The sequence below is a fragment of the Cedecea sp. AS113 genome (genome assembly GCF_037152415.1).
Taxonomy (GTDB): Bacteria; Pseudomonadota; Gammaproteobacteria; order Enterobacterales; family Enterobacteriaceae; genus Cedecea.
Genome location: NZ_JBBCMI010000005.1, coordinates 189371 through 208804 on the forward strand (window position 1 = coordinate 189371; position 19434 = coordinate 208804).

The following is a 19434-nucleotide window of genomic DNA, read 5'->3' on the forward strand; positions in this document are numbered from 1 at the left end:
CTCTTTGTGCTAAACTGGCCTGCCGTTAGTGATATACACTCTCGGCTAGCTTAGTAATTTGGCGGGATTATACGATGATCAAACAAAGGACACTTAAACGTATCGTTCAGGCGACTGGCGTCGGTTTACATACCGGCAAGAAAGTCACACTGACGCTGCGCCCTGCGCCGGCAAATACCGGGGTCATCTATCGTCGCACCGACTTGAATCCTCCGGTAGATTTTCCGGCTGATGCCAAATCCGTGCGGGATACCATGCTCTGTACTTGTCTGGTCAATGAGCATGATGTACGGATTTCTACCGTAGAGCACCTCAACGCTGCCCTGGCAGGGCTGGGTATCGACAACATTATTGTTGAAGTCGATGCGCCAGAAATCCCTATTATGGACGGCAGTGCGGCGCCGTTTGTCTATCTGCTGCTTGATGCAGGGATTGACGAACTGAACTCGGCCAAGAAATTTATACGTCTGAAAGAGACGGTTCGCGTGGAAGATGGCGATAAATGGGCTGAAATGTCACCGTTTAATGGTTTCTCGTTGGACTTTACCATCGACTTCAACCATCCGGCGATTGATGCAAGCACCCAGCGCTACACCATGAACTTCTCTGCTGAAGCATTTATGCGTCAGATTAGCCGTGCGCGTACCTTCGGTTTTATGCGTGATATCGAATATCTGCAGTCCCGCGGCCTGTGCCTGGGCGGCAGCTTCGATTGTGCCATCGTTGTTGACGATTATCGCGTATTGAACGAAGACGGCCTGCGTTTTGAAGATGAATTCGTTCGTCACAAAATGCTGGATGCTATCGGCGATCTGTTCATGTGTGGCCACAACATTATCGGCGCGTTTACCGCCTATAAGTCTGGTCATGCCCTGAACAACAAACTGCTGCAGGCTGTTTTGGCTAAACAGGAAGCCTGGGAATGGGCGACCTTCGAAGACGAAGCCGAACTTCCGCTGGCGTTTAAAGCACCTAAACTGGTGCTGGCGTAACGCTTAAATTAGCGATTACGACTGGTTTTGCTGGTACCCTCTCCGGCCAGTGAAGCCAGTCGTTCTATTGTTGCTCTTAATTTCTCCGGGCTACGTTTAGCCACCTCTCTCAACGCTTCTGCACTCTGCTTACTCAGTTGACGATTCACTTCGTATTTCTCAGTCTCTGTCTGAGTGGTGTTTTCTTGAACAAATTCCTGCCCTTTTGCCGCCAGCGAAGGATTAATCCTGATGTCGATTGATGTCAATGATGGTAAGATTTGGGCGCGTAATGCACTCAGCAGCGTGGCTTGTTCATAGCGTAAGCGCATCAGCCAGCTGGCATTTGCGGTTTCAAGGACGAGAATGCCCTGACGGAAGTTGGCCACCCGGCACCAGGGATGCAGTGGAGCAGGCAAAATGCTTTTCACTGCCCGGTTAAGACGCAGCAGAGCGACGGCACGTTGCTGTACGTTCTGTAGCATGCTTTCCTGACCGGCTTCGTCAAACAGATTTTCTAAAGATTGCGGGCGACTGTCGCGCATACATTAAGCTCCGGCGGAAAAAGTGATTGGTATTCTAAATCGTTGGCGACAATTTGGCAGACGTTATTTCTGGCCGCATCTCCTGTTGGGGATGGTCGCGGCGAGTTTTGGCATGCCTGCGCTCAACGGTAACACAGAAACCGGCGTGCCCGCTGAAGCTTCCGCCAGTCGTCACGATTCGGCACGGCAGCTGCGTTTCGATAGCCTTGTTCAACTGCAAGAAAGCACTCGCCGTCCTTCCTTTAGTGTGGACTACTGGCACCAGCATGCAATCCGCACCGTTATCCGTCATCTTTCCTTTGCTATGGCACCTCAGGCTTTGCCTGTGGCACAGGAAAGCGTGCCGCTTCAGGCACAGCACCTTGCCCTGCTGGACACGCTTAGCGCGCTGTTAACGCAGGAAAGTAAACCTCCCGTTATTGTTCGCCAGACTGCGTTTAGGGCATCTCCTGTAGGAGACGTTTTCAGTACCGTGGCGTGGATCCGTCAGGTACAGGGCATCCGCGCAGGCCCGCTTTGCCTCAGCTAATTCATCTTCCAAACTAACAACAATTTATTGACCGTACTGACGGCAAGCGTTTGAGAATTTATTATGCTAATCAAATTATTAACTAAAGTTTTCGGCAGTCGTAACGATCGTACACTGCGCCGTATGCGCAAAGTGGTTTCCGTGATCAACAGCATGGAACCGCAGATGGAAAAGCTCACGGATGATGAGCTGAAGGCTAAAACCGGTGAGTTCCGCGCGCGTCTGGAAAAAGGTGAAGTGCTGGAAACGCTAATCCCGGAAGCTTTCGCCGTTGTTCGTGAAGCAAGTAAACGCGTCTTCGGTATGCGTCACTTCGACGTACAGCTGTTGGGCGGCATGGTCCTGAACGATCGCTGCATCGCGGAAATGCGTACCGGTGAAGGTAAAACCCTGACGGCAACGCTGCCAGCTTATCTAAACGCACTGAGTGGCAAAGGTGTACACGTTGTTACCGTGAACGACTACCTGGCTCAGCGTGACGCCGAAAACAACCGTCCTCTGTTTGAATATCTGGGGCTGAGCGTAGGTATCAACCTGCCAGGCATGCCAGCGCCGGCTAAGCGTGAAGCTTACGCAGCAGACATCACCTACGGTACCAACAACGAATACGGTTTCGACTACCTCCGCGACAATATGGCTTTCAGCCCTGAAGAGCGCGTGCAGCGCAAGCTTCACTATGCGCTGGTGGATGAAGTTGACTCCATCCTGATCGACGAAGCGCGTACGCCGCTAATCATCTCCGGCCCTGCGGAAGACAGCTCTGAGCTGTACAAACGCGTGAACAAAATCATTCCGCACCTGATGCGTCAGGAAAAAGAAGACTCTGACACCTTCCAGGGTGAAGGCCACTTCTCCGTGGATGAAAAATCTCGCCAGGTTAACCTGACCGAACGTGGTCTGGTGCTGATTGAAGAGCTGCTTGTGCAAGAAGGCATGATGGAAGAGGGCGAGTCGCTGTACTCACCAGCCAACATCATGCTGATGCATCATGTGACCGCGGCACTTCGCGCCCATGCGCTGTTCACCCGCGACGTTGACTACATCGTTAAAGATGGCGAAGTCATCATCGTTGATGAACACACGGGCCGTACTATGCAGGGGCGCCGTTGGTCAGATGGTCTTCACCAGGCCGTTGAGGCAAAAGAAGGCGTCGAAATTCAGAATGAAAACCAGACGCTGGCGTCCATCACCTTCCAGAACTACTTCCGTCTTTACGAGAAGTTGGCAGGGATGACCGGTACTGCAGACACCGAAGCGTTTGAATTTAGCTCTATTTATAAGCTCGACACCATCGTTGTGCCGACCAACCGCCCAATGATCCGTAAAGATATGCCGGATCTGGTCTACATGACCGAACTGGATAAAATTGGCGCGATTATCGAAGACATTAAAGAGCGTACTGCGAACGGCCAGCCTGTGCTGGTGGGGACCATCTCCATTGAGAAATCTGAAGTGGTTTCCAATGAGTTGACCAAGGCCGGTATCAAACACAATGTTCTGAATGCCAAGTTCCACGCCAACGAAGCGGCTATCGTTGCTCAGGCGGGTTACCCAGCCGCGGTAACTATCGCGACTAACATGGCGGGTCGTGGTACGGATATCGTGTTGGGCGGGAGCTGGCAGGAAGAGATTGCCGAGCTGGATGAGCCAACGCCAGAGCAAATTGCTCAGATCAAAGCGGACTGGAAAGTTCGCCACGATGCGGTACTGGCTTCAGGTGGTCTGCATATCATCGGCACCGAGCGTCATGAATCCCGCCGTATCGATAACCAGCTGCGTGGCCGTTCTGGCCGTCAGGGTGATGCCGGTTCTTCCCGCTTCTACCTGTCGATGGAAGATGCCCTGATGCGTATCTTCGCCTCGGATCGCGTATCCAATATGATGCGTAAACTGGGTATGAAGCCGGGCGAAGCCATTGAACACCCTTGGGTAACCAAGGCGATTGCCAACGCACAGCGTAAAGTCGAAAGCCGTAACTTTGATATTCGTAAGCAGCTGCTGGAATACGATGACGTCGCAAACGATCAGCGCCGCGCTATTTATACCCAGCGTAATGAGCTGCTCGACGTTACCGACGTGAGCGAAACCATCGCCAGCATTCGTGAAGACGTCTTCAAAGTCACCATCGATGCGCATATTCCGCCTCAGTCTCTGGAAGAAATGTGGGATGTAGAGGGTCTGGAAGAACGCCTGAAAAACGACTTTGATCTTGAGATGCCAATCAAAGAGTGGCTGGACAAAGAACCTGAGCTGCACGAAGAAACGCTGCGTGAGCGTATTCTGCAGACGGCGATTGAGCTTTATCAACGTAAAGAAGAAGTCGTGGGTGCAGAAATGATGCGCCACTTTGAAAAAGGCGTGATGCTGCAAACGCTGGATTCCCTGTGGAAAGAGCATCTGGCCGCAATGGATTACCTGCGTCAGGGGATCCACCTGCGCGGTTATGCGCAGAAAGATCCGAAGCAGGAATACAAGCGTGAATCCTTCTCTATGTTTGCCGCGATGCTGGAGTCACTGAAATATGAAGTGATCAGCACCCTGAGCAAAGTCCAGGTCCGCCTGCCGGAAGAAGTTGAAGCGATGGAACAACAGCGTCGTGAAGAAGCCGAGCGTCTGGCACGTATGCAGCAGCTTAGTCATGTGGATGATGAAACTCAGGCCGCACAGGCGCTGGCAGCAGAAACTGGCGATCGTAAAGTGGGTCGGAACGATCCTTGCCCTTGCGGTTCCGGTAAGAAATACAAACAGTGCCATGGCCGTCTGAGCTAAGGTCTGACAAAATCGAAAAGGCGCAGCTTGCTGCGCCTTTTTTACGCATGGAGTTTGAGAGTATGAAGCAACTGCAAATCGCTGTCGGCATTATCCGTAATCAGCAGGGTGAAATTTTTATCACGCAGCGCGCAGCCGATGCGCACATGGCGAATAAATGGGAATTTCCCGGCGGAAAGATTGAGGCAGGTGAATCCCCGGAACAGGCCGTTATCCGGGAATTACAGGAAGAAACCGGTATTGTGGTGCAAAGTGCCAGCCTGTTTGAAACCCTGGAGTACCAGTTCCCGGATCGTCATATTTCCCTGTGGTTCTATCTGATAGAAAGTTGGGAAGGTGAACCCTGGGGCAAAGAAGGGCAACCCGGGCGTTGGGTTGCTCAAGGGGAACTCATCGCCGACGAGTTTCCGCCAGCCAATGAGCCCGTCATTTTAAAGCTGCTAAACGATTAGCGTTCCTGTTCTTCGCTCCAGCCTTCGCTTTCAGAGAGGTCGCCGCTGCTGGGAATACGTTTTTCCTCAGCGGCCCACTCGCCCAGGTCGATAAGCTGGCAGCGCTTGCTGCAAAATGGTCGGTATGGGCTGCTTTCGTTCCAGATAACCGCTTTGCCGCAGCCAGGACAATTAACGATGGTTTCTTCGTTCATGTTGTTTCCTTAGCAACAGGCCAGCTCAAAGTCGAGGCGTTCAGGCACCAGGCCATTCTCTGAATCCAGCGGCATAAAACGAATCGCAAAGCGGCTTTTGTGGCCGGAAATCTGTGGATAAAGCTGATCGCCGAGAGTGAGATGAAGACGAAGCAGGTCGGCATCGTCGCCATTGTCCTGGTAGAATCCATTGAGGCTGGTTTGTTTCCGGAATGGCGCAGAATTGCGGATGATGTCCAGCAGAAGATCGAGCGACTGTTTCACTGGTTCGAGACTGTTTAGCCAAAAATGAACCTGAGCATCGCGTTGTTCCTGCGGCAGATAAAGCCAAATGTGCAGGGTAGGCAGGTCGAAGCTACAGCAGCCGCCTGGGATGCTAAGCCGTTGGCGTACCAGCGCAATAAGGCGATCTTCTCGCAGAATTTGCCCGATGCGCGGCGCGGCCATCAACACGCTGCCGCAGCTCTCCAACTGGCTTCGCAGCGAGTCGATGCGCTGCATATCAACCCCCGGGACTTCTGACCAGCTCAGCAGTTTACGCTGCTGACGGCTTATCTCTTTGAGAATATCGGTGCGAATTTCGCCCCTTTCAAACACATCCAGTAAGTCACCGACGTTACGAAAAAAATGCAGCGCCTTTGCGCTGTCATTGATAGGAAGTGCTGACTGCATCTGTTGGATCAAAAACTCAATACGCAGCCATGTGCGCATTTTCTCATTCAATGGGTGTTCGAAAAGAACCTGAGTGTTCATCATTCTGCTTCCTGTTGTGCGGCCAGACCAGCCAGTTTCAGGTACTGGCGATGCAGGCGGTCAACATGCACGACAACGTCCTGGGGACTGCCGTCATTATTAATTACATCATCTGCCACGGCGAGGCGAGCTTCCCGGGACGCCTGAGCGTTCAGAATCTGCTGGGCGTGTTCGCGGGAAACATTGTCCCGCAGCATAGTACGCGCAATCTGGGTCTCGGGGGAAACATCCACCACTAAAATCCGGTCCGCCTTTTGTTGCAGATTGTTTTCTACCAGCAGAGGGACTACCCACAACACGTAAGGTGAGGTAGCACGAGCAATCTCATCACGAGTTTGCTGCTGGATAATAGGATGTAGCAGGTTATTAACCCATTGCTTTTGCTGCGGGGAGCTGAAGATCGTTTCTCTCAACGCTCGACGGTTTAAAGAACCATCTTCCAGAAGGAACTTTGGGCCAAAATGTTGAGAAATGAGAGCTAACGCACGTTGGCCTGGCTCAACAACCTGACGGGCAATTACATCTGCATCTATGACGGTGACTCCAGCGCGGGAAAAGGCTTCGGCGATGGTACTTTTACCACTGCCAATGCCGCCCGTAAGTGCAACCGTGTAAACCATAAATAACCGATCCTGATGCTATATTTATCAATAAGATAAAAAGTCTTTGGTGGCGTGATTTTAGGTGATTTTGTATCACGTAAAAATCGGGTATTCGCCGTCTGCGGGCTTTTTACCGTTTACCAGGTAAATTTAAACGATTGTAGCGTAAAAAAGTCGGTTTTCGCAGTCTTGCGGAGTCATTATTACTGCGTATGATAGCGTCACTGGAGTTGGCTGTTGTTTGCTCGTTTTACTTTAAGCCACAGGTACGTTTTCCGTGCTTGCTCACCCCAGTGTCTAATTTCTGTATATCTGGGTTCCGGGCTTGCCGTTGTTCTCTGTCTTGAGTAATGAAGAGCCTACCGCCGATCGCGTTCATCGCCATTCGACCCAGGGATCTGCATCATGCGTATTGAAGAAGATTTGAAGTTAGGTTTTAAAGACGTTTTAATTCGCCCAAAACGCTCCACCCTCAAAAGCCGTTCAGACGTTGAGCTGGAACGTCAATTCACATTCAAGCATTCCGGTATTACCTGGTCTGGCGTCCCTATTATTGCTGCGAATATGGACACCGTAGGCACTTTCGCGATGGCGCAGGCGCTGGCCTCATTCGATATTCTTACCGCCGTGCACAAACACTACTCTGTAGAAGAGTGGAGCAACTTTATTCGTTCCGTGCCTGAAAACCTGCTGCGCCATATCATGGTCTCAACCGGCACTTCTGATGCAGATTTTGCCAAAACTAAGCAGATTCTGGCCCTGACTCCTGCACTGAAATTTATCTGCATCGACGTGGCGAACGGCTACTCTGAGCACTTCACCCAGTTCGTCAGCAAAGCCCGCGAAGCATGGCCTGATAAAGTTATCTGTGCGGGTAACGTGGTTACCGGTGAAATGTGTGAAGAATTGATTCTGTCCGGGGCCGATATCGTGAAAGTTGGCATTGGCCCAGGCTCTGTATGCACCACGCGCGTTAAAACCGGCGTGGGCTACCCTCAGCTTTCCGCCGTCATTGAATGTGCTGATGCAGCTCACGGCTTAGGCGGCCAGATCGTCAGCGACGGTGGCTGTACTGTGCCGGGCGATGTAGCTAAAGCCTTTGGTGGTGGAGCTGACTTCGTTATGCTGGGCGGTATGCTGGCAGGGCATGAAGAAAGCGGTGGTACCGTTGTTGAGCAGGATGGCGAGAAGTTTATGTTGTTCTACGGCATGAGCTCCGAGTCTGCCATGACCCGCCACGTAGGCGGTGTTGCGCAGTACCGCGCTGCAGAAGGCAAAACCGTTAAGCTGCCTCTGCGCGGGCCGGTGGAAAATACCGCTCGCGATATCCTTGGCGGCCTGCGTTCTGCCTGTACCTATGTAGGTGCCTCTCGCCTTAAAGAGCTGACTAAACGCACAACTTTCATCCGCGTAGCGGAACAGGAAAACCGCGTTTTCAATAGCCTCTGATGAGCATCGATGACGCAGCTCAGGCTGCGTCATCCTCCTCCCATGGCATCCCCCATCTGGAAAATAGGTAGATACATGGCTATCACCAGCGTGCCAATGATCAAGCCAATGACCAGCATCATGACTGGCTCCAGCGTGGCGGCAAGATTTTCAGCCAGCTCCTGCGTTTTCTCATAATGCCAGCGCGCCAGGCGCTCAAGCATCAGATCCAGAGAACCGGATTCTTCACCAATTCGAACCAACTGTTGGCAAAGTGGTGTGAAATACCCCGACTGCTCCAACGCCTGCCAGAGGGGCTTTCCCTCGGAAACCCGATCGCGTACATCAGTAATTTGCCGTTGCCAGAACGTCTGGGTCAGCGTTTTTTCAACCGCTTCAAGACCCTGTAACAAGGGGACGCCAGAGTGCTGAGACAGCGTTAGTACGGTAAATATCTGGCTGAGTAGCTGGCCTCGCCTCAAGGGAGCAATGACCGGTACTTTTAACAGCAGTAATTGTTCTTTTTCTCGAACGACGGGTTGGGTGCGGCGAAGCCACCAACCTATAACGGCTAAGAGCATAGCGGTTAAAATCCACCATCCTCCTTGAGACGTTGCCCACTCTGAAAGACTCATAACGGCCTGGGTGATCGCGGGCAGAGGCGCGTTAAAAGAACGATAGATATTGGCAAACTCAGGCAGAACAAACCCAACCATGCCTGCGGTTACCAGCAGTGCAACAATCAAAATAAAGAGCGGATAACGCAGGGCTTTCACGACCTTTTTGCTGAGTTGGTAGTGTTGTTCTTGTTGTTCTGCCAGCCGCTGGCAGCACTCTGCAAGCCTTCCCGTCAGCTCTCCGGTATGCAGTAATGCAATAAACAGGGGCGGGAAGATATGGGGCCATTGCTTAAGCGTTTCGGAAAACGGTATGCCCTGCGCTACCTGTCGTTCTATGTGCTGTAATAATGCCGACCATGCAGGTTTGGGATGCTGTCGGGCTATGAGCAACAGCGCGTCAGTTAAGGCGATACCGGCATGGATCAACGCTGCAAGTTGCCGGACAAAGTCAATTTTGTGCTGAATATGCCAACAGGATCTCCCTGACAGCGATGATTTTTTAACGGACAGGAGCTGAAGCTGCTGCTGAGCAAGCTCCTCCTCAAGAGAAGCGCGCTCGCCGGCAAGCGATTCACCATTTTTTAATTGGCCTTCGTGGTCTATGGCTTCCCATCGCCAAAGCAGAGGTTTAGGCATGTGGCACACCTAGCACGCGGTAAACCTCTTCCAGCGTCGTATGGCCTTGTGCTACGGCAACGCAGCCATTTTCGAAAAGCGTACTCATCCCTTGCTCTCTGGCGAGACTTTCAATGTTACTTGCGGATTCGCCTTGCGTGATGGCTTGTCTTAGAGCGGCGGCTAGCGGCAGGATTTCAAATAACGCTGTTCGCCCATAATATCCTCCGTAGCAACGTTCACATCCTGTCGGATGCCAATTGGGCAGCGCGGAAGGCCAAATGTGTCCAGGTAATGTTATGGCTGGTTCGTGGTGTGTTTTGCAGTGAGGGCAAAGCTTTCTCACCAGCCTTTGAGCCACGATGATATTCAAGGCAGATGCGATCATCCAGCGAGGAATGGCCATTTGCTCCAGGCGGACAAGCGTTTCAACGGTGGAGTTGGTGTGCAATGTCGATAAAACCAGGTGCCCGGTCTGGGCAGCTTTGATGGCAATTTCTGCTGTTTCACCATCCCTGATTTCACCGACCATAATGACGTCTGGATCCTGCCTCAGTAATGCGCGTAGGACGTGCTGAAAGGTGAGACCAGCCTTAGGGTTTATCTGCGTCTGGTTCAGCCCTTCCTGAGGAATTTCTATGGGATCTTCTACGCTGCAGACGTTGATACCCGGTTGGTTAAGCGCCTCCAGGGCGCTATACAGCGTAATGGTTTTTCCGCTCCCTGTAGGACCGGTTACCAGAATCATCCCCTGCGGGGCCTGGAGTGATTGCTGAAGTTGTTTTTTTTCATCCTCTGACATCCCCAGAGAATGAATGTCCATATGCTGTTTGCCCTGCTGAAGAAGCCGTAAAACGACCTTCTCGCCGTATCGACAAGGCAGCGTCGAGACGCGAAATGACGCTTTCACCTCCTCGGCGAGGTAGTCCATTTGTCCGTCCTGAGGCAGCCGCTTTTCCGCGATATCCAGGTTAGCCAGAATTTTGAGCCTTGCAGTGACGGACGCTGCCATTGCCTGAGGCAGTAGCGGTTGACATTGCAGCACGCCATCAATGCGAAGCCGAATTCGATAGGCATTTTCGAAGGGCTCAAAATGGATATCGGATGCACGCTGCTGTACGGCGGCAGCAAGTGTTGTATTCAAAAGTGCGACCGCTGAACTGCTGCGGTCGTGCTCCGAAGGCTGAGAGGGCTCCAGCGTTTGCCATTTCTCGAGCCGTTCAATGGGCCAGATCTCTACATCAATGTGTTTATCACAAAGAAAGCGGAGCGCCTCGTACATTTGCTCGTTTGGGGCTTCAACCGCAGCAATTCGTACCGCGTCAGGCGTTTCCTCTATCAGTATGGCGTTGTAGTGCTGGCATAGGGCGTTAAGCTGTTCTTTCGTACTCATTTACCCGCCCCCGCTTGCGTTTCGTTAAACCGGAATACATCTTCACAGGCTTGTCTCAGCGGCGATCCGTTTTCAGCACTGCAGACCCTTGCCCAGCCGGTTACGCCGTTACCGTCGCTCCACTGAGGGGTGAACGTAACCGCCAGCCCGTTAAGAGATTCCTGGCCGTTGAGCGTCACAATCCCGCTGGCAACGCTCATTGAACTGATGTAGCGCGTCGTTTTGGTTTCAGCGATGCCGTTACTGCCGGCATCGCAATCGGAGATCCCTCCACGCTCGATGGCACAAAGTTCGACGGCGGTACGATAGGGCAGGAAGGTTTGCAGCATATCGGTCAAGGCTGCTTTACGAAGGTAGTTTTGATATCCAGGAATGCCGATGGCGCTCAGAATGGCGATGATGCCTATCACCACCATAAGCTCAATTAGCGTAAATCCTTTTTGCTTGTTCATCTGTCGCTCCTTTTGGTTAGAGAGCAACACTGTGCTGAACAGGCTAAGCAATAGCGAACAGGGAAAAGGACATTCGGGAAATGCTTTCCGTGTTAGTTAACGCAGTTGTATGTATCGACAATAAAAATGGAAATCAGTACGCAAAAAAGCGGGCGCAGTAATGGCTGGCCCGCCGTGGTGTTGCATTAGCGGAAGCGCATAGACAAGTCGAGGGCGCGTATGTGCTTAGTCAGAGCGCCTACGGAGATGTAGTCCACGCCGGTATCAGCGAATGTTCTCAGCGTCTCTTTGGTCACGTTACCAGAGACTTCCAGGCGCGCTTTCCCTTGGGTAAGTGCCACGGCTTCACGCATTTGCTCAACGGTAAAGTTGTCCAGCATGATGATGTCAGCCCCAGCTTTGAGCGCTTGTTCCAATTCATCCAGTGACTCAACTTCCACTTCTACCGGCACGTCAGGGTGCATCCAGAATGCTTTCTCCACTGCCTGACGAATAGAGCCGGAAGCAATAATGTGATTTTCTTTGATCAGGAAAGCATCGGAAAGGCCGAGGCGATGGTTGCTGCCCCCGCCGCATAGCACGGCATATTTCAGCGCGGTGCGCAGGCCCGGAAGTGTTTTACGGGTATCCAGCAACTGCGTTTTAGTGCCCTCAAGCAGCGCCACGTAACTGTGAACTTCGCTGGCTACGCCTGAGAGCGTTTGCACGAAGTTCAGCGCCGTTCTTTCTCCGGTCAAGAGAATACGGGCCGGGCCATTAAGCTCAAAAAGTGGCTGATTGATGGTGACTTCAGCGCCATCTTCGACATGCCATGTCACCTTCACGTCGCCGCCAAGCTGAATAAAGACTTCTTCTACCCAGCGTTTACCGCAAAAAATGCCATTTTCGCGGGTGATAACAACCGCATGCGACGTGTTTTCTGGGGGTAATAATTGTGCCGTGATGTCGTTGTTTGGGTCGACTTCGCCGCCCAGATCTTCTCGCAGCGCCTGGGCTACGGCGAGTGGGATATCGAGGGTAATTCGTTCGAGCAGCTCGTCACGTCGGCGGTCAGGATTATAACGGCGGGGCGGCATGATTAAACTCCAGAATGAATAAGTTAATATTGTTTCATGCTACTCTGAAGCGACTTCAAGTACCACTCTAAGGAGAACCTCTCATGCAGCTTAAAGACGGCTGGCTGGTGGGGGTAAAACATCTGCCATCCCCGCATTGTGACGGCCGACCGGAAGAGGAAAACCCCTCATTGCTGGTGGTGCACAATATTAGTTTGCCGCCGGGGGAGTTCGGTGGCCCCTGGATTGATGCGTTATTTGCCGGAACGCTCGATCCTGTAGCGCACCCTTACTTTGCCGGTATTTCGCATTTGCGCGTGTCTGCCCATTGTCTGATTCGCCGGGACGGCGAAATTGTTCAGTACGTCCCTTTCGATAAACGAGCCTGGCATGCGGGCGTCTCGAGCTATCAGGGAAGAGAAAAGTGCAACGACTTTTCTATCGGTATTGAGCTGGAAGGTACCGATACGCTGGCCTATACCGACGCTCAATATGAACAACTCACAGCCTTAGCTAACTTACTGATTCAACACTATCCTGATATGGCGAAAAACATCACGGGCCACAGCGATATAGCACCTGGTCGGAAGACCGATCCAGGCCCTTCGTTTGACTGGCCGCGCTTTTGGGGTGCGGTTGAAGAGGCAACTGACAAGGAGAGCACATGACCCTGTTTACCCTGCTGTTAGTCCTGATGGGCGAGCGATTGTTCAAAATGGGCGAACACTGGCAGTTAGATCATCGTCTTGAAGTCCTGTTTGGACGGGTTAAGCATTTTTCTCTGTTAAGAACGCTGTTAATGACCGCTGCATTTATGGCCGTGGTTTTCCTGATTCTCCGTGCTTTGCATGGGTTACTATTCAACGTCCCACTGCTGGTGTTCTGGATTGCGCTGGGTGTGCTTTGCATCGGGGCCGGGCAGGTCAGGCTGCATTATCATTCGTATCTTAAAGCCGCCAGCCATGATGATGAACATGCCCGTGATGCAATGGCTTCAGAGCTTACATTGATTCATGGTGTTCCGCCTGAGTGCAGCGAGCGTGAATACCTGCGCGAGCTACAAAACGCGCTGCTGTGGATTAACTTCCGTTTCTATCTCGCGCCGCTGTTTTGGTTTGTGGTGGGCGGAACATGGGGGCCGGTTACGCTCGCAGGGTATGCTTTCCTGCGCGCATGGCAGACATGGCTTGCCCGGCATCATACGGCACACGAGCGCTTGCTCTCGGGAATTGACGGCATTCTTCATATTCTTGACTGGGTGCCCGTGCGTTTGGTGGGTGTCGCTTATGCCCTGTTGGGCCACGGTGAGCGAGCGCTTCCAGCCTGGTTTGCATCCCTTGCCGACAGGCATACCTCTCAATACCAGGTTCTCACACAACTGGCACAGTACTCGCTGGCGAGAGAACCCCATCAGGATAAGATGAAAACACCGAAAGCTGCGGTATCGCTGGCGAAGAAAATTTCATTGGTGATTGTGGTCGTGGTGGCGTTACTGACGATTTACGGCACTTTGGTTTAGGGCCGGAAGGCTGTAAGAAAACGCCCCGCATTGCGGGGCGTTTTCTTTATCAGGCTTTCACTGTCTTCAGGTTTTTCTGCTTCAGGAAATAACCGACGCCCAGAATCGCAATCCACACTGGGATCAGGTAAACCGAGATGGCCATGCCTGGCGTTATCAGCATGATGACCAACACGCCAACCATAAACAGCAGGCAGACCCAGTTTCCTAACGGATAGAACAGGGCAGGGAAGCGGGTTTTCACCCCTTGTTGCTGCTTAGCACGGCGGAATTTCATGTGAGCCAGGCTGATCATCGCCCAGTTGATCACCAGGGCTGAGACAACCAGCGCCATCAGCAGGCCGAAAGCGGATTCCGGTGCCAGGTAGTTAATCAGCACGCAAAGGGCGGTGAAGCCTGCGGAAACCAGAATCGTGTTCACCGGTACACCGCGCTTATCGACGCTTTTCAATATCTTCGGCGCGTTCCCCTGCTGTGCCAGGCCGAACAGCATACGGCTGTTGCAGTAAACGCAGCTGTTGTAAACCGACAGGGCGGCGGTGAGCACCACGATATTCAGAGCGTTAGCCACGAAAGTGTCGCCCAGCTCATGGAAGATCAGCACGAACGGGCTGGTGTCCGCGGTCACGCGTGTCCACGGCAGCAGGGACAGCAGAATCGCCAGCGACCCGACATAGAAAATCAGAATACGGTAGATAACCTGGTTGGTCGCTTTTGGAATGCTCACTTCCGGGTTGTCTGCTTCAGCGGCGGTAATACCGACCAGCTCAAGCCCGCCGAAGGAGAACATAATGATAGCCATCATCATGACCAGCCCGGTGATGCCGTGCGGCAGGAAGCCACCCTGATCCCAGAGGTTGCTGACGGACGCCTGTGGACCACCGTTGCCGCTAAAGAGTAACCAGCCGCCGAACAGAATCATGGCGATAACCGCCACCACTTTGATGATAGCGAACCAAAACTCCATCTCACCAAAGACTTTAACGTTAGTTAAGTTGATGGCGTTGATAGCGATGAAGAATACCGCCGCCGTAGCCCAGGTTGGGATCTCCGGCCACCAGAACTGGATGTATTTGCCGACGGCCGTCAGTTCAGCCATGGCGACCAGAACGTAGAGTACCCAGTAGTTCCAGCCTGAAGCGAAGCCCGCGAAACCACCCCAGTACTTGTAAGCAAAATGGCTGAAGGACCCGGCTACCGGCTCCTCAACAACCATTTCACCCAGCTGGCGCATAATTAAAAATGCGATAAACCCGGCGATAGCATAGCCGAGAATAATTGCCGGACCTGCGGACTGGATGACGGATGCGCTGCCCAGAAACAGGCCCGTCCCGATAGCTCCACCCAGCGCGATAAGCTGAATGTGGCGGTTTTTAAGACCGCGCTTCAGCGTGTCGCCGTGCTGTTGACCTTCCATCATGTAACCTCGTAGTGGTTAATGTCTGCGCTACATTGACGCGGATGTAATTGTTGTATTCCGTAATGTGTAGTCTTTTTTTTACGGTTATCAATTATGAATTTTGCGGATAGGGCTACCGCATCGCAAAGAATAATGTTAAGCGCAGGCCTTTGCACCTGCTTTCTGCCACTGCTCTGACGAGTTGGGCAAAAAGAAACCATTTGTAAAAAAGAGGGGAGGACAAGGTGAGTCGGGAATACTTCTTGAGCGGCCGTTTTGCGTCACAAAAATGACATACATTCACCGCGTCTTTCGGTTGTTTTTGAAAAATATATCGTTTCATAAACGTTAACTTACCGCTTTGTGGGTAAATGCGAGTTAGTGCCCAAGTTATGGTTTTGAAAATCCCTTCTTTTGTTATTGTTAAAATGTGCCTGCTTTCATGATTTCAATCAAAACCAATATGGACAGAAGGTGAATACTTTGTTACTTTTAGCCTCACGAACGTGAAATTGGTCTTACCAATTGACTCCGGGCTAATGGCAGAGATAGGGAACGATGGCCTACAGCAAAATCCGCCAACCAAAATTATCCGATGTGATAGAGCAGCAGCTGGAGTTTCTCATCCTTGAGGGCACTCTACGCCCGGGCGAAAAACTTCCACCTGAACGCGAACTGGCGAAACAATTTGATGTTTCCCGTCCTTCGCTGCGCGAGGCCATCCAGCGTCTCGAAGCCAAGGGTTTGCTGCTTCGTCGCCAGGGCGGCGGTACTTTTGTCCAGAACAGCCTTTGGCAGAGCCTGAGCGACCCGCTGGTCGAACTGCTCTCAGACCATCCCGAATCCCAGTTTGATCTGCTTGAAACCCGCCATGCACTTGAAGGTATTGCTGCTTATTACGCGGCGCTGCGCGGAACCGAAGAAGATCTCTCGCGCATTGGTGATTGCCATATTGCCATCCAGCAGGCTCAGGAGTCCGGTGATTTAGACGCCGAAGCCGATGCCGTCATGCAGTATCAAATTGCCGTAACCGAAGCCGCGCATAATGTTGTGCTTCTTCATTTATTGCGCTGCATGGAGCCTATGCTCGAACAGAACGTTCGCCAGAATTTTGAATTGCTCTACGCGCGCCGCGAGATGTTGGCGCAAGTGAGCAGCCATCGCGCCAGCATTTTTGCGGCGATTATGGCTCGCCAGCCGGAGCAGGCGCGAGAAGCGTCGCACCGTCACCTGGCGTTTATTGAGGAAATATTGCTGGATCGCAGCCGTGAGCAGAGCCGTCGTGAGCGCTCTCTCCGTCTCCTTCAGCAACGTAAGGATTAAGCGCCAAACTTTTAGCGCGCGGCAACTAAACACAGAACCTGTCTTATTGCGTTCTTTTCTTCAGTTACCCGAATTCATTCGGGCAAGAGCGCAATGGGACAGGTTCCAGATAAATCAACGTATTAGACAGATAAGGAATACCCCCATGTCAGAACGTTTCCCAAATGACGTGGATCCGATTGAAACTCGCGACTGGCTACAGGCGATCGAATCGGTTATCCGTGAAGAAGGTGTTGAGCGTGCACAGTATCTGATCGATCAGCTGCTGTCCGAAGCCAGCAAAGGCGGTGTGAAAGTCGCTGCTTCTGCAGGTGCTCGCAACTATGTGAACACCATTGCCGTTGAAGACGAACCGGAATACCCGGGCAATCTGGATCTGGAACGCCGTATCCGTTCTGCTATCCGCTGGAACGCCATCATGACCGTTCTGCGCGCATCCAAGAAAGATCTGGAACTGGGTGGCCACATGGCATCCTTCCAGTCTTCTGCGACCGTTTACGAAGTGTGCTTCAACCACTTCTTCCGTGCAGCCAACGAGAAAGACGGCGGCGATCTGGTGTACTTCCAGGGCCACATCTCTCCGGGCATCTATGCACGTGCTTTCCTTGAAGGCCGCCTGACCGAAGAGCAGATGAACAATTTCCGTCAGGAAGTTCACGGTAAAGGTCTGTCTTCTTATCCGCACCCTAAACTGATGCCAGAATTCTGGCAGTTCCCGACCGTTTCCATGGGGCTGGGCCCAATCGGTGCGATCTACCAGGCTAAATTCCTGAAATATCTGGAACACCGTGGCCTGAAAGACACCTCTGAGCAAACCGTTTACGCCTTCCTGGGCGACGGTGAAATGGATGAGCCAGAATCTAAAGGCGCGATCACCATCGCGACCCGTGAGAAGCTGGACAACCTGTGCTTCATCATCAACTGTAACCTGCAGCGTCTGGATGGTCCGGTCACCGGTAACGGCAAGATCATCAACGAACTGGAAGGCATCTTCAGCGGTGCTGGCTGGAACGTTATCAAAGTGATGTGGGGCGGTCGTTGGGATGAGCTGCTGCGTAAAGATACCAGCGGTAAACTGATCCAACTGATGAACGAAACCGTTGACGGTGACTACCAGACCTTCAAATCCAAAGACGGTGCCTACGTTCGTGAGCACTTCTTCGGCAAATACCCTGAAACCGCAGCGCTGGTTGCAGACTGGACTGATGAGCAGATCTGGGCCCTGAACCGCGGTGGTCACGATCCGAAGAAAGTCTACGCTGCACTGAAAAAAGCGCAGGAAACCAAAGGTAAAGCGACCGTTATCCTGGCCCACACCATCAAAGGTTACGGCATGGGCGATACCGCAGAAGGTAAAAACATCGCTCACCAGGTGAAGAAAATGAACATGGACGGCGTGCGTTACATCCGCGACCGTTTCAACGTGCCAGTGACCGATGAGCAGGTAGAAAACCTGTCTTACATCACCTTCCCAGAAGGCACTGAAGAGCACAAGTACCTGCACGAACGTCGTCAGGCGCTGAAAGGCTACCTGCCTGCTCGTCAGCCTAACTTCTCCGAAAAACTGGAACTGCCTGCGCTGGAAGACTTCTCTCAGCTGCTGGAAGAGCAGAACAAAGAGATCTCCACCACCATCGCCTTCGTTCGTGCCCTGAACGTGATGCTGAAGAACCCGTCTATCAAAGACCGTCTGGTTCCAATCATCGCCGATGAAGCGCGTACCTTTGGTATGGAAGGTCTGTTCCGTCAGATCGGTATCTACAGCCCGAACGGCCAGCAGTACACCCCGCAGGACCGCGAGCAGGTTGCATACTACAAAGAAGACGAGAAAGGCCAGATTCTGCAGGAAGGGATCAACGAACTGGGTGCTGGCGCATCCTGGCTGGCGGCTGCGACGTCTTACAGCACCAACAACCTGCCGATGATTCCGTTCTACATCTACTACTCGATGTTCGGTTTCCAGCGTATCGGTGACCTGTGCTGGCAGGCTGGCGACCAACAGGCTCGCGGCTTCCTGGTCGGCGGGACTTCCGGTCGTACTACGCTGAACGGTGAAGGTCTGCAGCATGAAGATGGCCACAGCCACATTCAGTCTCTGACTATTCCTAACTGTATCTCTTACGATCCGTCTTACGCGTACGAAGTGGCTGTCATCATGCACGACGGTCTGACCCGTATGTACGGTGAAGCGCAAGAGAACATTTATTACTACATCACCACCCTGAACGAAAACTACCACATGCCGGCTATGCCAGCAGGCGCCGAGGAAGGTATCCGTAAAGGTATCTACAAACTCGAAACCGTTGCAGGTAGCAAAGGTAAAGTTCAGCTGCTGGGCTCCGGTTCTATCCTGCGTCACGTGCGTGAAGCAGCACAGATCCTGGCGAACGACTACGGCGTGGGCTCTGACGTGTACAGCGTAACCTCCTTCACCGAACTGGCTCGTGATGGCCAGGATTGTGAGCGCTGGAACATGCTGCACCCAATGGAAACTCCGCGCGTACCTTACATCGCTCAGGTGATGAACGACGCTCCGGCGGTTGCTTCTACTGACTATATGAAACTGTTCGCTGAGCAGGTTCGTACTTACGTACCTGCTGATGATTATCGCGTACTGGGCACCGACGGCTTCGGTCGTTCTGACAGCCGCGAAAACCTGCGTCACCACTTCGAAGTTGATGCTTCTTACGTGGTCGTAGCAGCCCTGGGCGAACTGGCTAAACGTGGCGAAATCGATAAGAAAGTGGTTGCTGACGCAATTACTAAATTCAACATCGATGCAGAAAAAGTTAACCCGCGTCTGGCGTAAGAGGTA

At 52.5% G+C, this 19434-nt stretch carries 18 protein-coding genes; 9 read left to right on the forward strand and 9 right to left on the reverse strand.

Features of this window, described 5'->3' with window-relative positions; all coding sequences use genetic code 11:
* Nucleotides 1-74: 74 nt before the first annotated feature.
* The gene (lpxC, locus tag WFN87_RS08140) at nucleotides 75-992 is read left to right on the forward strand and encodes a UDP-3-O-acyl-N-acetylglucosamine deacetylase (protein WP_085541415.1); all 918 of its coding nucleotides are present in this window, start codon (nucleotides 75-77) and stop codon (nucleotides 990-992) included.
* Nucleotides 993-1000: 8 nt separating this feature from the next.
* Here the strand turns inward: lpxC and WFN87_RS08145 are convergent, their stop codons facing one another.
* The gene (locus WFN87_RS08145) at nucleotides 1001-1516 is read right to left on the reverse strand and encodes a DUF721 domain-containing protein (protein WP_008461805.1); all 516 of its coding nucleotides are present in this window, start codon (nucleotides 1514-1516) and stop codon (nucleotides 1001-1003) included.
* Nucleotides 1517-1538: 22 nt separating this feature from the next.
* On the opposite strand from WFN87_RS08145, the gene secM reads away from it, so the two are divergent.
* From secM to mutT, 3 genes are all read left to right on the forward strand, one after another.
* A complete protein-coding gene (gene secM / locus WFN87_RS08150) occupies nucleotides 1539-2045 on the forward strand; it encodes a secA translation cis-regulator SecM (RefSeq protein ID WP_336818425.1) in 507 nt (168 codons plus the stop codon).
* Between the two features lie 63 nt (nucleotides 2046-2108).
* Nucleotides 2109-4814, forward strand: coding sequence for a preprotein translocase subunit SecA (gene secA, locus WFN87_RS08155; protein ID WP_008461809.1), 2706 nt, complete (start codon nucleotides 2109-2111; stop codon nucleotides 4812-4814).
* A gap of 62 nt (nucleotides 4815-4876) precedes the next feature.
* On the forward strand, nucleotides 4877-5266 hold the full coding sequence (gene mutT, locus WFN87_RS08160) for an 8-oxo-dGTP diphosphatase MutT (RefSeq protein WP_008461811.1): 390 nt from the start codon (nucleotides 4877-4879) through the stop codon (nucleotides 5264-5266).
* Here the strand turns inward: mutT and yacG are convergent.
* Genes yacG through coaE form a run of 3 tightly spaced genes read right to left on the reverse strand, consistent with a single transcriptional unit; the run spans nucleotide 5263 to nucleotide 6833 of the window.
* Nucleotides 5263-5460 (reverse strand): DNA gyrase inhibitor YacG, encoded by a 198-nt coding sequence (gene yacG / locus WFN87_RS08165; protein WP_008461812.1) that lies wholly within the window; start codon nucleotides 5458-5460, stop codon nucleotides 5263-5265. The two genes, mutT and yacG, sit on opposite strands and share 4 nt — an antisense overlap.
* Before the next feature lie 9 nt (nucleotides 5461-5469).
* The gene (zapD, locus tag WFN87_RS08170) at nucleotides 5470-6213 is read right to left on the reverse strand and encodes a cell division protein ZapD (RefSeq protein WP_008461814.1); all 744 of its coding nucleotides are present in this window, start codon (nucleotides 6211-6213) and stop codon (nucleotides 5470-5472) included.
* Nucleotides 6213-6833: a dephospho-CoA kinase gene (gene coaE / locus WFN87_RS08175; RefSeq protein ID WP_336982843.1), complete on the reverse strand. Its 621-nt coding sequence runs from the start codon at nucleotides 6831-6833 to the stop codon at nucleotides 6213-6215. Before coaE ends, zapD begins: the two co-directional genes overlap by 1 nt.
* A 387-nt stretch (nucleotides 6834-7220) precedes the next feature.
* Here coaE and WFN87_RS08180 point away from each other — a divergent pair, with 387 nt between their 5' ends.
* Nucleotides 7221-8264 (forward strand): GMP reductase, encoded by a 1044-nt coding sequence (locus WFN87_RS08180; RefSeq protein WP_008461816.1) that lies wholly within the window; start codon nucleotides 7221-7223, stop codon nucleotides 8262-8264.
* A gap of 29 nt (nucleotides 8265-8293) precedes the next feature.
* Here WFN87_RS08180 and hofC read toward each other — a convergent pair whose 3' ends face one another.
* From hofC to nadC, 4 genes are all read right to left on the reverse strand, one after another.
* A complete protein-coding gene (gene hofC / locus WFN87_RS08185) occupies nucleotides 8294-9499 on the reverse strand; it encodes a protein transport protein HofC (protein WP_336982844.1) in 1206 nt (401 codons plus the stop codon).
* Complete coding sequence (gene gspE / locus WFN87_RS08190) at nucleotides 9492-10871, reverse strand: type II secretion system protein GspE (protein ID WP_336982845.1); 1380 nt, start codon at nucleotides 10869-10871, stop codon at nucleotides 9492-9494. Before gspE ends, hofC begins: the two co-directional genes overlap by 8 nt.
* Nucleotides 10868-11323: a prepilin peptidase-dependent pilin gene (gene ppdD / locus WFN87_RS08195; RefSeq protein WP_336982846.1), complete on the reverse strand. Its 456-nt coding sequence runs from the start codon at nucleotides 11321-11323 to the stop codon at nucleotides 10868-10870. Before ppdD ends, gspE begins: the two co-directional genes overlap by 4 nt.
* A gap of 185 nt (nucleotides 11324-11508) precedes the next feature.
* Entirely contained in the window at nucleotides 11509-12399 is an 891-nt protein-coding gene (gene nadC / locus WFN87_RS08200; RefSeq protein WP_213715168.1) for a carboxylating nicotinate-nucleotide diphosphorylase, read from the reverse strand.
* A gap of 83 nt (nucleotides 12400-12482) precedes the next feature.
* Between nadC and ampD the strand changes: the two genes are divergently transcribed.
* Nucleotides 12483-13046: a 1,6-anhydro-N-acetylmuramyl-L-alanine amidase AmpD gene (ampD, locus tag WFN87_RS08205; protein ID WP_336707806.1), complete on the forward strand. Its 564-nt coding sequence runs from the start codon at nucleotides 12483-12485 to the stop codon at nucleotides 13044-13046.
* On the forward strand, nucleotides 13043-13897 hold the full coding sequence (gene ampE, locus WFN87_RS08210; protein WP_336982850.1) for a beta-lactamase regulator AmpE: 855 nt from the start codon (nucleotides 13043-13045) through the stop codon (nucleotides 13895-13897). The genes ampD and ampE overlap by 4 nt, the downstream gene beginning before the upstream one ends.
* A gap of 49 nt (nucleotides 13898-13946) precedes the next feature.
* Here the strand turns inward: ampE and aroP are convergent, their stop codons facing one another.
* Nucleotides 13947-15314 (reverse strand): aromatic amino acid transporter AroP, encoded by a 1368-nt coding sequence (aroP, locus tag WFN87_RS08215; RefSeq protein ID WP_336982885.1) that lies wholly within the window; start codon nucleotides 15312-15314, stop codon nucleotides 13947-13949.
* A gap of 540 nt (nucleotides 15315-15854) precedes the next feature.
* On the opposite strand from aroP, the gene pdhR reads away from it, so the two are divergent.
* Together pdhR and aceE are read left to right on the forward strand one after the other, a co-directional pair.
* A complete protein-coding gene (gene pdhR / locus WFN87_RS08220; RefSeq protein WP_039290334.1) occupies nucleotides 15855-16619 on the forward strand; it encodes a pyruvate dehydrogenase complex transcriptional repressor PdhR in 765 nt (254 codons plus the stop codon).
* A gap of 145 nt (nucleotides 16620-16764) precedes the next feature.
* Nucleotides 16765-19428 (forward strand): pyruvate dehydrogenase (acetyl-transferring), homodimeric type, encoded by a 2664-nt coding sequence (aceE, locus tag WFN87_RS08225; RefSeq protein ID WP_008461826.1) that lies wholly within the window; start codon nucleotides 16765-16767, stop codon nucleotides 19426-19428.
* Nucleotides 19429-19434 lie beyond the last annotated feature (6 nt).

Coding starts and splice junctions, on each gene's coding strand:
- lpxC (WP_085541415.1), top strand. CDS start 75: ATGATCAAACAAAGGACACTTAAACGTATCGTTCAGGCGACTGGCGTC.
- WFN87_RS08145 (WP_008461805.1), bottom strand. CDS start 1,516: ATGCGCGACAGTCGCCCGCAATCTTTAGAAAATCTGTTTGACGAAGCC.
- secA (WP_008461809.1), top strand. CDS start 2,109: ATGCTAATCAAATTATTAACTAAAGTTTTCGGCAGTCGTAACGATCGT.
- mutT (WP_008461811.1), top strand. CDS start 4,877: ATGAAGCAACTGCAAATCGCTGTCGGCATTATCCGTAATCAGCAGGGT.
- yacG (WP_008461812.1), bottom strand. CDS start 5,460: ATGAACGAAGAAACCATCGTTAATTGTCCTGGCTGCGGCAAAGCGGTT.
- zapD (WP_008461814.1), bottom strand. CDS start 6,213: ATGAACACTCAGGTTCTTTTCGAACACCCATTGAATGAGAAAATGCGC.
- coaE (WP_336982843.1), bottom strand. CDS start 6,833: ATGGTTTACACGGTTGCACTTACGGGCGGCATTGGCAGTGGTAAAAGT.
- WFN87_RS08180 (WP_008461816.1), top strand. CDS start 7,221: ATGCGTATTGAAGAAGATTTGAAGTTAGGTTTTAAAGACGTTTTAATT.
- hofC (WP_336982844.1), bottom strand. CDS start 9,499: ATGCCTAAACCTCTGCTTTGGCGATGGGAAGCCATAGACCACGAAGGC.
- gspE (WP_336982845.1), bottom strand. CDS start 10,871: ATGAGTACGAAAGAACAGCTTAACGCCCTATGCCAGCACTACAACGCC.
- ppdD (WP_336982846.1), bottom strand. CDS start 11,323: ATGAACAAGCAAAAAGGATTTACGCTAATTGAGCTTATGGTGGTGATA.
- nadC (WP_213715168.1), bottom strand. CDS start 12,399: ATGCCGCCCCGCCGTTATAATCCTGACCGCCGACGTGACGAGCTGCTC.
- ampD (WP_336707806.1), top strand. CDS start 12,483: ATGCAGCTTAAAGACGGCTGGCTGGTGGGGGTAAAACATCTGCCATCC.
- ampE (WP_336982850.1), top strand. CDS start 13,043: ATGACCCTGTTTACCCTGCTGTTAGTCCTGATGGGCGAGCGATTGTTC.
- aroP (WP_336982885.1), bottom strand. CDS start 15,314: ATGGAAGGTCAACAGCACGGCGACACGCTGAAGCGCGGTCTTAAAAAC.
- pdhR (WP_039290334.1), top strand. CDS start 15,855: ATGGCCTACAGCAAAATCCGCCAACCAAAATTATCCGATGTGATAGAG.
- aceE (WP_008461826.1), top strand. CDS start 16,765: ATGTCAGAACGTTTCCCAAATGACGTGGATCCGATTGAAACTCGCGAC.